The organism is Candidatus Parcubacteria bacterium, from assembly GCA_021414235.1.
In the GTDB taxonomy this organism is placed as follows: Bacteria; Patescibacteriota; Minisyncoccia; order Phycocordibacterales; family JAKFXT01; genus JAIOOV01.
The window spans coordinates 333,812-347,131 of record JAIOOV010000004.1; the positions used below are offsets into that span (position 1 = coordinate 333,812).

Genomic DNA, 13,320 nt, shown 5'->3' on the forward strand with positions numbered 1-13,320 from the left:
CCTGCGCTTCCTGCAAGGGGGTCGCGGATCTAAATTCTTAAGGAAAGGAACAAGTCGGCTGGCGGGGAGGCTGTCACACATCCTAGCGGAGGGGGGGTTCCGCCAAGAGGAGCACGCTCTCCCCACCAGCCGAAGTGCACGATAGTACACCTCTATTTCCTTGTCAACTACAACGAATTCTCTGGTTCCACATTCACTTTGAAGCTCGGAGGGAGGGCGCGGAGGCGCTCTAGAACCTCTCTGTTCGGCCAGGTTTCTCGCGGGAGCGTCAGGAGCGCGTGGAGGAGGTAATTGCCAGTAGGTGTGCGTACAAGGGCAGGGAAGACCAGAGGATCGAGATCTTTCAGATTCTCCTTGAGCCAATCCATCTGCTTGTTCACGTTCTCTTTCTTTCCCTCGACAGAGATCTTTACCAAGAGACTGAAGGGCGGGTAGTGGAACATCTTACGGCGGGAGAGCTCTTCTTTGTAGAAATCGGCGATGTTGCCGGAGGCAGCGTGATTCACCACGCTCGTCTCCATATTGCGCGTCTGCACCAGGAAGCGTTTCTCTGCGAGTCCGCGCAGCGTAAGGAGAAGCCCGAAGATACGCTCGCTCATACGGAAGTCGGGGATGGCGAAGAGGCTGTCGATCGCCGCTGCGGCGGTATTCTCGATCTTCTCGTGAAGGTAGTAGAGGGCCATCTCCGTACCGAGGAGGACGGAGCCAGGGGTAGCGTAAAATTTCTCTGCAGTAGCTTTGCCCTGCTTGTGACTCAGGGTGCTGTCCCGGTCGATGCGGAAAAGAGGAATCTTGGGGTCAGTTGCGCGGATGGCGTCTTCTACCAGGTCTAATCCGATGCCGAGCGTCTTCAGGTTCCAGCTGGTGCAGCGCTTACAGCGCTCCTCCGCAGAGCGCTTTTCGCCGCAACGATGGCAGAAGAACACGTTGCCACTCTTGGTGCGATGGAGCGTGATGGGTGCGCTACAGGTATTACAGGTGACCACCGCGCTGCAGTCCTGGCAGAGTGTGAGGGGAGAGAGTCCGCGGCGATTGGCAAAAATGAAGGTGCGCTCCTCGCGCTCGCGACCGACACGGATGAGTGTCTCGAGTTCAGGGGAGAGCACGCTGAAGACTCGGCGCTCTTCTCCTTTGCCCTGGAGATCCACGATCATGCTCTCTGCTCCAGAGAGCTGGCGCCACTGGGCGGTGGAAGCATCTAAGAGTTCCCCTTGTTCTAGTCGGTAGAGCGTCTCCGTGCGCAGTACGGTGTCACCGAAGATGAGGGTGGCTCGGCTTTCTTCTGCCAGTTTCTCTGCGAGGATGCGCACGTCCGCATATGGGCGGGAATTGGATTTGTAGAAACGGGAACTCTCTTGCTCCACGATGTAGAGGCCGATGTCGCGCCGAGGGATGGAGAGGAACGTACCTGTGCCCATGATGAGGATGGGATGCTTTTCAGAGAGTGCTTTCTTCCAGAGCTCCACCAACTTTTTCTTGGGGAGCATGCTGTGGAAGACGAAGGCATACTCCTGAATGCCTTTTTCTAGGAGTTCGAGCGCGTACTCCGCTTCTCCTACGGTAGGGAAGGCGAGATATACGGATTCTCCTTTGGCGAAGCGCTCCCGGATGAGCCCGCGGTACTCCGCGATACGATCTTCCGTCTCCGCTTGGAAGGCGAAGCGCTCTCCAGGGAGATTGCTCTGGCGTGCGCGGGAATCGCGTGCGCTTGCGGCACCTGCAGCGAGCGCTTCTTTGGAGGCGAGGATGGCCCCTGGCACGAAGGAGGCAAGTGTTCCTCCCGGGGTGCCCGCAGAATATTCTGCGGTGCTTTGAATGGCCTTCATGAACTCCGGCAGGAAGAGCGGCTCGCCCTTGATCTCTTCAAGCTTGCGCAGGGAGAAATCCGCCTGCTTGAGGGAGGCTTTGAGCCGAGCGGCTTCCTCTACGGCGACCACGATGGCGTTCTCCAGGCGATTCCGTACCGGTACGGATACGAGGGAGCCTACGGTGATATCGCCGTTAAGAGAGAAATACGAAAGAGTGTCCTTGAATACGCCCCTCGCGATGATGCATACGGAGATAACGTACATCTAAGGTTTTTAAACTTCCTAGAGACTGACTTCGAAGAGGTGCCCGCCGTCCTCGATGAGGAGCGTGCCGTATTCGGAAAGGATGAAGGAAGGCAGAGAGCCTTTGTAGATGGGCTGGAAGTTCTGAGTGCCGGTGCGGTCGATCTCGAGCGCGTAGACCCCGTTGCTTGCGGCGAGTATGACTACATCAGAGCGTCCGGGATAGAAATCAAGAGAGCGTACCTCGTCTTTGGGGCGATACACGGTGAGGAGGTCGGTGCACTCTCCCTCGGGGCAGAAGAAGTACGGCGTGCGGTTCTCTCCGAGAAGCCAGGCAGCGTGGATTCCTTCCTCGTCGACCCAGATGGCCACCGACTTGTCCTCCGAGACGCGGCGGGTCTCCGGAGAGGGCAGTATCTCGCTTTTAATAGAATTCACCGTCGTCCAATATTCCGGGTCTTTGTCGGTGATGATGAGGCCGCTCGCGTTCTGCGGGACGTTGAAGGAGCGAGCAACAGCTTCTCCTTTGCTCGGGACGCGGACGGTCTTCTGCCAGGGCCAGTATCCGTCGCGGCCGACAACGACTGTGTGCGATCCCGCAGAAAGGTCCTGGAGAAGCACCTTCTCGCTCGAGGTGGCGGTAGTCAGGAGCTCCTTCTGGTCGAGGAAGACCTGGGAACCTGCGCGGGGCACCTCTAGCGTGATGCTTCCAGGGTAGGCGATACCTGAGCGGGTGAGGCGGAAGCCTTGGAAATACGCCAGGGTGAGGCCTAGAACGACGAGGAGGATGAGGGCGTGCGGGATATAGCGAATCAGTCTTTTATAGTTCATACGGGTAGTTAAGTAGACCCATCCTCGCAGAAAAAGAGCACTCTGTAAATGTGCTATCATGCCTTCGTATGAAGGAGAAATTCCTCATTAGAGGGCTCAACGGCAAGAAAAAATTGGAAGGCAGCATCTCCGTAGGCGGAGCTAAGAACGCTGCTATCAAGCTCTTCGCCGCAACCCTCCTCTTTAAAGGTCCCGTCACTCTCGGGAACGTCCCTGATATCGAGGACACGCGCCGCATCACCGACATTCTGGATGATTTAGGCGCGATTACTGAGCGGCTCGATCGTCGCGTGTATCGCGTAGATACCTCTAATGTCGCGGGCGGCACGGTGAATCCGGAGATGGCTTCGCGCATCCGTGCGTCCATCGTGCTCACCGGGCCGCTCCTTGCACGCTTTGGCGAAGTAGTGCTGCCGCATCCAGGAGGTGACGTGATCGGCGCACGCCCCATCGATTTTTTCCTCGCAGGTTTCGAAAGAATGGGCGCTACGGTTGAGTGGAAGAACGATCGCTACCGCATCAGCACCAAGGGCAAGAAGAAATTGCGCGGCACGGACATCTTCTTCCCGATGCCGAGCGTCACCGGCACAGAGACCTTCATGATGGCGGGCGTGCTCGCCCAGGGTAAGACGGTGATCAAGAACGCGGCCATGGAGCCGGAGATCGCCGAGCTTGCGGATTTTCTCATACAAGGAGGAGCGCATATCACTGGCGCGGGTACGCCGGTCATTACTGTCGAAGGTGGCGAACTTTTGAAGAGTAAGAAGGAGTGGCAGGTCATGCCGGATAGGATCGAGGCGGGCAGCTTCCTCTTCTTAGGAGCGCTCACCGCCAAGAACATGGAAATCACGGATTGTATCCCGGAGCATCTGGAGAGCGTCATTCATCTTCTCCGCCAATCTGGTGTTCCCATAGAAACCACCAAGAATTCCATCCGTATCAAGGATAACGTCGGCAAATCAAGTCTCTGGAAGGGCGTGAATATAAAGACGCATGAGTATCCGGGATTCCCCACGGACCTGCAGGCCCCAGCAGTGGTATATCTCACCCAGGTGAAAGGGGAGAGTCTGGTGTTTGAGACTATCTGGGACGGGCGTCTCAACTTCACTTCCGACCTTGTTGCTATGGGAGCGGATATCAAGATCTGGGATGCGCATCGCGCGCTCATCAAGGGTCCCACACCGCTCCGCGGACGCGAGCTTGAAGGACCTGATATCCGTGCGGGTCTCGCCTTCCTCATCGCCGGCCTCATCGCGAGCGGCGAGAGCCTGGTCAACAACGTGTATCACATCGATCGCGGCTATGAAGCCATAGAGAAGCGTCTCGCATTACTCGGTGCAAATATTTTACGCGTCCGCGCAGACTAGTCATGCGCATCTTTACTCAGAAGCTCGGCATAGACTTGGGCACCGCTAACACGCTCGTGTTCATGCCGGGAGAAGGTGTCGTTTTGAATGAGCCCTCCGTGGTGGCAGTAGGGGAAGATGGCAAGGTGCTCGCGGTAGGTATCGAAGCTAAGGAGATGGTGGGACGCACGCCTGACAACATCACTGCATATCGCCCCATGAAGGATGGCGTCATCGCCAACTACAAGGTGACCGAGATCATGCTGCGCTACTACATGGGCAAAGCGCTCGGCAAGTGGAATGTGTGGAAGCCGGAGGTGATGATCTCGGTGCCTGCCGGTGTGACCTCGACCGAGCGCCGCGCGGTGGTGGAAGCGGCGCTCAAGGCGGGCGCCAAGAGCGCCTATGTGGTCAAGGAGCCTATCTTGGCAGCGCTCGGCGCAGGTATCCCTATCCAAGAAGCGCGCGGGCACATGATCGTGGATATTGGCGGTGGCACCACCGACGTAGCGGTCATCTCGCTTGGCGGCATCGTGGCTTCCACCTCGGTGAAGTGCGCGGGGAACCGCATGGACGCGGCTATCGCAGATTACATCAAGAAGACTTTTAATCTTGGCATCGGGGAGAAGACCGCGGAGGATATTAAGATAAACATAGGCTCGGCAGTGGCGCTTGAAGAAGAACTTTCCATGACCATCAAGGGACGGGATTTCGTTACTGGGTTGCCGCGTTCCGCAGAGGTGCGCACCAATGAGATCGTGAAGGCTATCAACAAAGAGCTGAAGGAAATCGTGAAGGCTATCAAGGATGTGCTCCAGGAGACGCCGCCGGAGCTCGCTTCCGATATCATCGATCACGGCATTACCATGACCGGTGGCACTTCTATGCTGCGTAATCTGCCCGAACTCGTCTTTAGGCGTACTGGAGTCAAAGCCAAGCTTGCGGAAGAGGCCTATTACTGTGTGGCCAAGGGTACTGGTGTAGCGCTTGATCACCTCAATCTCTACAAGCGTTCTGCCTCCGTTAAGCGTTAATCATTAAAATGGCGTATCTCTCAGAGCCGCTCCATCATGCATATCTCCTGGCGGGGAAGCGCGAGGTCCTGCATGCGAAATTGATTGAAGTCCTCAAGGACGAACTCGGGATCTCTGCTCAAGGTAATCCCGATTTTTCTGATCAATCCTTTGAAACATTCTCCATCGAAGACGCGCGTACCCTGATGCTCTCCCAGGGCCGCCGTGCGGTGACCGGTCGCCGCGTATATATCCTCTCTTTCTTCTTCGCGACACTAGAGGCGCAGAATGCGCTCCTTAAGACCCTGGAAGAGCCGACGCCCGATACTTCTTTTTTCATCATCGTACCCGCAGCTTCCGTGCTATTACCCACGGTACGCTCGCGTCTCGCTCGGTTCGATCTTGGAGTGGAGGCTTCCATACAGAAAGAAGCTGAAGCCTTTCTCGCAGCTTCTGTGGCTGTGCGCCTCAAGGTCATTGAGAAGATCGGGAAGAGCGACAATGAGAGCAAGAAGAGCGATCTCCTCTCGCTTCTCATCGGTATAGAGGAGGTCTGTGCAGCGCGCTTTGATGGGCAAATACCTGTTGAGTGGGCAGAGCCCCTCAGGGAGCTTCTCGAACTCAAGAAGTATGCGTTCGATCGAGCTCCTTCTGTGAAGATGCTGGGTGAGTATCTGTCTTTGCGGCTGCCGAAACTGGAGTAGCTAGAGAGAGAGTGCTACACTCAATCCATATATGGCATACAATTTCGCGCCTCTGAAGGCGAAGGCGAAGGAGATAGAGGAATGGCTCAAGCGCGAGCTTGGCGGCGTGCGTACGGGCAGAGCTACACCGGTTCTCCTCGATACCGTGCAGGTGGAAGCGTATGACTCCCGTATGCCTATAAGCCAGGTGGCGGCGGTCTCCGTGGAGGACGCTCGTACTCTGCGCATCTCTCCCTGGGATAGTTCTCTTACCAAGGCGATAGAGAAGGCTATTGTACAGGCCAACCTGGGTGTCTCCGCTGCGGTGGACGACACTGGTCTGCGGGTTGCTTTTCCGGAGCTCACTAGCGAACGCCGGGTGCAGCTCACTAAGGTAGCCAAGACCAAGTTCGAAGAAGCGCGCATCTCGCTTCGCGGCGAGCGCGACAAGGTGTCGAATGATCTGGAGAGCCAGAAGAAAGAAGGGGAGATCTCGGAGGACGAGAAGTTCCGTTTCAAGAACGATATGCAGAAGATTATTGATGAGACCAACCAGGCACTAGAAGCCCTCTATGAGAAGAAAGAGCAGGAGATTGCTCAATAACCATATTTAATGTTCACCGCTATCCTCTTCTTGGTCGTCCTCACCATTCTCGTGTTTGTGCACGAGTTGGGGCATTTTCTCATCGCTAAGTGGGCCAAGGTGCGGGTGGATGAATTCGCTATTGGTTTTCCTCCAAGGATATTCTCCTGGACTCGAGGAGAGACCACCTATGCGCTCAACCTCTTGCCGTTCGGCGGCTATGTGAAGATTTTCGGGGAGAATCCGGACGAAGCTGTCGAGGGAGACAAGCGTAATTTTGCAGCACAGCACCGCCTGGTGCAGGCCGCGATACTCCTTGGCGGCGTCCTTTTCAATTTTCTCTTTGCCTGGATTCTTTTTGCTTCTGCGCTCACTCTTGGTCTTACCGTACCTGTCGATTACAGCGGTTCGCTTCCTCTTAAGGATGTCTCTGTGCAGGTGGTTAGCACGTTACCGGGCTCTCCGGCGGAGCAGGCGGGACTTCGCACGGGAGACGAGATCATCGGTATGGACACCGCGGGAGCGAAGCTTGATGATCTCAGTGTGGAAGGCGTACAGGCCTTCATTGCCACTCATCCTGGAGAACCAGTTTCCTTTCACCTTAAGCGGGGAAGCAATGTAGGGGGCAGCATCATCATCGAGGGAGGGGAGACTATCTCCGTTACTCCGGTGGAGGGTGTTGTCTCTGGTAAAGCCGCAATCGGCGTTTCTTTGGCCGAACTCGGTACTTTGGAGCTCGGAGTCGGAGCCGCGATCGTGGAGGGTGCCAAGATGACTGGACGTACCACCTATGGCGTGGCCACTGGCCTCTGGGGCTTCCTCAGCAAAGCTTTTGCAGGGAATGCCAGCGTCTCCGAAGTGACGGGACCGGTAGGCATCGCTACTCTCGTCGGTCACGCTTCTGAGTTCGGCTTCGCGTATCTCTTAGGCTTCGCAGCCTTCATCTCGGTGAACCTCGGAGTCATCAACCTCATCCCGTTCCCAGCGCTTGATGGCGGACGCCTTCTCTTTGTGGGTATCGAAGGACTCCTCCGTCGTTCGCTTAATCCGCGTATCCTCACGGTCACGAACGCGATTGGCTTCGTGCTCCTCATCCTCCTCATGTTGGTAGTCACCTTCAAGGATGTCTCAGGGCTTTTGAGATAGATTTGCTAAACATGCTTTGTTGTGGTTTAGTGGGATAAACAGCAACTGTTCTATCGGGGGAAAAATGTTCGATCTCGGCAGAGACTCGTCGGTCGTGGTGGGTTACAGCCCGAGGAATGAGGAGCGTATGCGCATGTACGCTGCTCCCATTGCTTGGGGAGACCTACGCCAGCCGTCACGCGAAAGCATCCTCAGGGGTCTTAAGGGTCTGAGGGGCGGAGACCTGCTCGCGAATCTCCTGGATACGACCGCAAAGATCCAGAATTATGCAGGTATGAACTTCGATCGTCTGCCTGCGTCGATACAGCGCGGGCTGGCCCAACGGATCGGATCTGATGGTCGGTTCACCACGCAATCCTATTTGGTCGTTCAGACGCCTAGCCCCAGCTAGGCGTCGTCTTTTTTTGACCCCCTATCCATTTCTGATACTATGAACCGACTATGAAGCAATCTCATCTCTTCACCCGCACCAGGAAGGAGGCTCCCAAGGATGAGGTGGCTAAGAATGCACAGCTCCTCATACGCGCCGGATTCATAAATAAGGAGATGGCAGGTGTGTATTCCTATCTCCCCTTGGGCCTTCGTGTCTTCAAGAAGATCGAGAACATCATCCGTGAGGAGATGAATGCCCTCGGAGGCCAGGAGGTGGTCCTCTCTTCCTTCCATCCCAAGGAGAACTGGGTGGCTACTGGCCGTTGGACCAGTATGGACGATCTCTACAAGGTGGCGGATAGCTCGGGCAGGGAAGTGGCGCTCGGTCCTACGCACGAGGAGATTATCGTGCCCATCCTCAAGCAGTTTGTTTCTTCCTACAAGGATCTGCCGCAGGCGGCCTATCAATTCCAGAACAAGTTCCGCATGGAGCTGCGCGCTAAGAGCGGCATCCTTCGTGGACGTGAGTTCGTGATGAAGGACCTCTATTCCTTCCATGCGGACGAAGCCGATTTCGAGAAATTCTATGAGGCAGCCAAGGAATCCTATGTGCGCATTTTTGAGAAGGTCGGCATCGGGCATCTTACCTATGTGACCTTCGCTTCCGGCGGCACCTTTGCCAAATACTCCCATGAATTCCAGGCTATTACGGATGCAGGAGAGGACATCATCTATTACGACAAGGACAAAAGGATTGCAGTAAACAAAGAAGTCTACGAAGACGAGATATTAAAGAACCTCGGGCTCGATAAGGGATCTCTCGTCGAAGCAAAATCTATCGAGGTGGGCAATATCTTCAGCCTCAAGACCAAGTATTCCGATCCCTTCTCTCTCGCTTACACGGACGCGACGGGCACTGTGCATCCGGTCCTCATGGGTTGCTACGGTATTGGGCTCGGACGCCTCATGGGCACAGTCGTAGAGATTCTCGCGGACGAGAAGGGACTGGTCTGGCCTAAGAGCATCGCTCCCTTCGACCTTCACCTCCTGCCTCTCGGCGAGCCTGGTTCGGCGGCCTACAAGGAAGCTGAGAGCCTCAAGGCAGAACTCGAGAAAGAAGGTTTTGAAGTCCTCATGGACGACCGCGACGCGCGTCCTGGAGAGAAATTCGCGGACGCTGACCTCATCGGCATCCCGCTCCGCGCTGTCATCAGCGCACAGTCTCTGGAGAAGGGCGGTATCGAACTCAAGGGTCGTACTGACAAAGACGCCCGTATCGTTTCCAAAGAAGAATTACTGACACAGCTCCGCTCCTAACATGTTTCAGGATGCACGAGCGAAATTTTACTCTCTTGTCTCGAACGACTTAGGGATAGACCTGGGCACGGCAAATACCCTGGTGTATCTCCGTGGGCAGGGGATCGTGGTGAATGAACCCTCCGTAGTAGCGATCAATCAGAAGACGGGGCGCGTGGTGGCGGTGGGCGCGGAGGCCAAGAGTATGCTCGGCCGCACGCCTGCGCACATCACCGCGGTGCGTCCTTTGGTGGACGGCGTCATTTCGGATTACGAAGTAGCAGAAGAGATGCTCTCGTATCTCATTGGGCGCGCGGAAGCGCCGTTCAAGAAGCTTTTAGGTCCCCGGGTGGTCATCGGCGTACCCTCCGGCATCACCAATGTGGAGACTCGCGCAGTGCGTGATGCTGCCCGCACCGCAGGAGCGAGGGAAGTGCACATCATTGAAGAACCCATGGCTGCAGCTATTGGCATCAGGCTTCCCATACAGAACCCGATCGGCAGCATGATCATCGATATCGGCGGCGGCACTACCGATATTGCAGTCATCTCGCTTGAGGGCATCGTGCGCTCCAAGAACCTGCGCGTGGCCGGAGACAAGCTCAACAACGACATCATTTCCTACATACGCAGCGAGTTCAAGATATTGATTGGCGAGAAGACCGCGGAAGACCTCAAGATGCGCATCGGCGCGGTCATTCCTTCAGAACCCCTGGAGATGGCGGTACGCGGGCGTGACCTGGTCACCGGGCTTCCGCGGGAAGTCATCATCACCGACACTGATGTGCGCGAAGCCATTGCGCAGTCCATTGATAGCATCATGGAGGCAGCCCGCGAGGTGCTGGAGCAGGCGCCTCCCGAGATCCTCGGCGATATCATGCGCCATGGGGTATATCTCGTAGGCGGAGGCGCGCTCATCAAGGAGCTTCCGGAACTGCTCTCGGACGTGCTCAAGATTCCCGTGCGGGTGGCGGATGATCCGCTCACTGCGGTCGCGCGCGGGACCGGCGTGGTACTCGAGAATATCGACGAGTACCGCGACCTTCTTGTAAAAGACGAAGATGCTGCGACCATTACCAACGCTCGGGAACAGCAATAAGAGGCGTAATCGCTATGTTGTGCTGGCGCTCCTGGCGGCGCTCGTCTTAGCACTTGTCTTCGGCGGCTCTCTCATTCTTTCTGTTTTTTCTTCTTCAGCGAACGCACTTGCGTTCCCGCTTACGAGTGCAGCGAGCGTCTTCCGGGAGAAGGTGTCCTTCGGAGCAAGTACTTTTTTCTCTTCCAAGGCGGCGCTTGTCTCGGAGAATACTGATCTCAAGAGTCGCCTCGAGACCATGCGGGCGGAGATGCTTGATAGGGATATGCTCCTCCTTGAGAATCGTTCCCTGAAAGAAGCCCTGGGGAGGAGGGAAGAGGAGGAGACGGTCCTCGCGAGCGTGCTCTCGCGTCCGAACCGCTCTCCCTACGACACCCTGCTCATCGATGTCGGCACAGATCGCGGCCTCCGCGCCGGAGACTATGCCCTAGGCTTAGGTTCCGTGGTCATCGGACGCGTAGCGGCCGTGTATGAGCGGAGCGCCTTAGTGAAGCTCCTCTCTGCTCCTGGGGAAGAGCAGGAGGTCATGATCGGGTCGAGTACCCCGGGGAAGGCGATTGGGGTGGGCGGTGGAAATTTCCGAGTCGTTTTGCCCAAGGGATCGCCGGTTGCCATAGGGGATTCAATCGTCTTCCCGGCGATCAACTCGCGTATCTTCGGGAAGGTGGAGGAGATCGCCACGGATGACTCGGATACGTTCGTGCGGGTCTTCTTCCAGAGCCCGGTGAATATCTTCGAGCTTCGGTGGATAGAGATATTGCAGCAATGATGACTACGAATCGTCTCCGTATCTTCCTCGACATACTGCTCCTTATTGCCTTCTTCTTCCTGCCGTGGTGGGCGCTCTTCCTTCTCGCCCTTCCGGGACTCTCCCTCTATCCATGGTTCGGGGAAGTGCTTGTTCTCGGCTTTGCTCTCGATGTGCTCTTCCATGAGCCTTCGACGGGCGTTACGCCGCTCTGGATGACTCTTCTTGCTCTGGCACTCCTGTTCCTTTCTCTCCTCGCTAAGCGAGGCCTCCGTCTCACCTCATATGTTTCAAGCTCTCACTAATCTTTTTAAAAGACTCTTCTCTCGCCCTAGGGGGAGCTCCCTTGTCGATCCGGATGAGATGTTTTTCGATGCGTACAACCTCTCTTCCTTTCGCGCAGAGCAGTTTGAGGGCCGCCTGGAGAAGCCTATCGGCAAGCGTTCCCTCTACGGGCTCCTTGGTTTTTTTGTACTCATCATCTCCGCCTTCGGCTACCAGATCTGGGATCTCCAGATCGCGGAGGGCGCTGCCTACCGCTTGAAGAGCGAACAGAACCGCCTCAAGCACACCCTCATCTTCGCGGAGCGCGGGCGGATACTGGATAGGAATGGGGTGGAGCTCGCCTGGAACGAGCCTGTCTCCGGGGACGAGGTCTCTAAGCGCGTATATACGGACCTTCCCGGCTTCGGACACCTCCTGGGCTACGTGAGCTATCCGCAGAAGGACAAAGCCGGTAATTACTTCTCCTATGAATTCGAAGGAAAGGACGGGGTGGAGAAGCAGTATGCCGCGCGTCTCGGGGGAGTGAACGGCATCAAGATCACTGAGACTGATGTGCACGGGGAGGTGGAGTCCGAGAGCGTGCTTGAGCCGCCTGCGCACGGAGAAGATCTGACTCTCTCCGTGGATGCAGAGATCCAGTCGGTGCTCTACAAGGGCATGCAGGATCTGGCGGGCAAAGTAGGTTTTGAAGGAGGAGCCGCCGTCATCATGGACATACGCACCGGAGAGCTTCTCGCCATGACCAGCTTCCCTGAGTACAAGAGCCAGGTGCTCTCTGATGGCGAGGATCGTGCAGAGATCGCCCGCTACAATTCCTCCAAGCAATCCGTCTTCCTCAACCGCGTCGCCGCTGGCGTATATACGCCGGGCTCCATCGTAAAGCCCTTCGTGGCTACGGCCGCGCTTACTGAGAAGATCATCGATCCCGCAAAGCAGATCCTCTCTACCGGCTCCATCTCCATACCTAATCCATATGTGAAGGGGAAAGACACGGTCTTCTCCGACTGGAAGGCGCATGGGTGGGTGGATATGCGGCATGCCATCGCGGTCTCTTCGAACGTGTATTTCTATGTAGTAGGCGGTGGTTACAAGGATCAGGCGGGCTTAGGCATCACGCGTCTCGAGAAATATTTCCGTATGTTCGGCTTCGGCTCCTCTACCGGTATCGATCTCCCGAGCGAGAATATCGGCACCATACCTAATCCAGAGTGGAAGGCGCGGAACTTCGATGGGGAAGCGTGGCGTCTCGGGGACACCTACTTCACATCCATCGGCCAGTACGGCATGCAGGTTACTCCGCTCCAGGCGGTGCGCGCCATCTCCGCGGTAGCGAACGGCGGTTCTCTACGCACGCCTTCCCTGGTAGCAGGGAATCATCTCGAATCCGTACGGCTCGCGGTCGCAGCCTCCGATCTCAGGGTCGTACGGGAAGGCATGCGCATCGGAGCGCTCGAAGGAACTGCCAGGGCGCTCAATGTGCCCTATGTCCAGGTGGCAGGTAAGACGGGTACAGCGGAGCTCGGTGTCTCCAAGGAGAAGGTCAATTCCTGGGTGATGGGCTTTTTCCCGTATCAGGAGCCGCGCTACGCTTTTATCGTGATGATGGAGAAGGGGCCGCGTCAGAATCTCACTGGGGCCGCTTTTGTGATGCGGGGACTCCTCGATTGGATGGCGGTGCATAGGAAGGAATATTTGGATGGTTCACAATGAGAATTGAGGGGGCTTGGTTCAAAAGTTAACAGGCAACCTTTCGGTCGCCTGTAGAGGTGGATGTGGCCCTCGGGATGGGTGTACGCTTGGGCCTACATTTTTTATAGAGGTGTGCGGCTTAACTCGCGTTTGAGCTGCAAGGGTCACCTGTGATTGGCGA

General features: G+C 56.4%; 12 protein-coding genes. 10 read left to right on the top strand and 2 right to left on the bottom strand.

What is annotated here, in order from left to right; translation table 11 throughout:
• Positions 1-167 precede the first annotated feature (167 nt).
• Positions 168-2,072, bottom strand: coding sequence for a hypothetical protein (locus K8Q93_02765; GenBank protein MCE9644135.1), 1,905 nt, complete (start codon positions 2,070-2,072; stop codon positions 168-170).
• A gap of 18 nt (positions 2,073-2,090) precedes the next feature.
• On the bottom strand, positions 2,091-2,882 hold the full coding sequence (locus tag K8Q93_02770; GenBank protein ID MCE9644136.1) for a hypothetical protein: 792 nt from the start codon (positions 2,880-2,882) through the stop codon (positions 2,091-2,093).
• Between the two features lie 68 nt (positions 2,883-2,950).
• Here K8Q93_02770 and murA point away from each other — a divergent pair, with 68 nt between their 5' ends.
• The 10 genes from murA (at position 2,951) to K8Q93_02820 (ending at position 13,160) form a co-directional block, all read left to right on the top strand.
• Positions 2,951-4,249, top strand: coding sequence for a UDP-N-acetylglucosamine 1-carboxyvinyltransferase (murA, locus tag K8Q93_02775; GenBank protein ID MCE9644137.1), 1,299 nt, complete (start codon positions 2,951-2,953; stop codon positions 4,247-4,249).
• 2 nt (positions 4,250-4,251) lie between these two features.
• Positions 4,252-5,262, top strand: a complete 1,011-nt coding sequence (locus tag K8Q93_02780) for a rod shape-determining protein (protein ID MCE9644138.1) — start codon at positions 4,252-4,254, stop codon at positions 5,260-5,262.
• A gap of 8 nt (positions 5,263-5,270) precedes the next feature.
• A complete protein-coding gene (locus K8Q93_02785; GenBank protein ID MCE9644139.1) occupies positions 5,271-5,945 on the top strand; it encodes a hypothetical protein in 675 nt (224 codons plus the stop codon).
• A 31-nt stretch (positions 5,946-5,976) separates the two neighbouring features.
• Positions 5,977-6,528: a ribosome recycling factor gene (frr, locus tag K8Q93_02790; protein ID MCE9644140.1), complete on the top strand. Its 552-nt coding sequence runs from the start codon at positions 5,977-5,979 to the stop codon at positions 6,526-6,528.
• Between the two features lie 9 nt (positions 6,529-6,537).
• Positions 6,538-7,653, top strand: a complete 1,116-nt coding sequence (locus K8Q93_02795) for a site-2 protease family protein (GenBank protein ID MCE9644141.1) — start codon at positions 6,538-6,540, stop codon at positions 7,651-7,653.
• A gap of 441 nt (positions 7,654-8,094) precedes the next feature.
• Positions 8,095-9,342, top strand: coding sequence for a prolyl-tRNA synthetase (locus tag K8Q93_02800; GenBank protein MCE9644142.1), 1,248 nt, complete (start codon positions 8,095-8,097; stop codon positions 9,340-9,342).
• 1 nt (position 9,343) lies between these two features.
• Entirely contained in the window at positions 9,344-10,420 is a 1,077-nt protein-coding gene (locus tag K8Q93_02805; GenBank protein MCE9644143.1) for a rod shape-determining protein, read from the top strand.
• Positions 10,383-11,186: a rod shape-determining protein MreC gene (locus K8Q93_02810; GenBank protein ID MCE9644144.1), complete on the top strand. Its 804-nt coding sequence runs from the start codon at positions 10,383-10,385 to the stop codon at positions 11,184-11,186. Before K8Q93_02805 ends, K8Q93_02810 begins: the two co-directional genes overlap by 38 nt.
• A complete protein-coding gene (locus tag K8Q93_02815) occupies positions 11,183-11,470 on the top strand; it encodes a hypothetical protein (GenBank protein MCE9644145.1) in 288 nt (95 codons plus the stop codon). Before K8Q93_02810 ends, K8Q93_02815 begins: the two co-directional genes overlap by 4 nt.
• Complete coding sequence (locus K8Q93_02820; GenBank protein MCE9644146.1) at positions 11,451-13,160, top strand: hypothetical protein; 1,710 nt, start codon at positions 11,451-11,453, stop codon at positions 13,158-13,160. Before K8Q93_02815 ends, K8Q93_02820 begins: the two co-directional genes overlap by 20 nt.
• Positions 13,161-13,320: the final 160 nt, after the last annotated feature.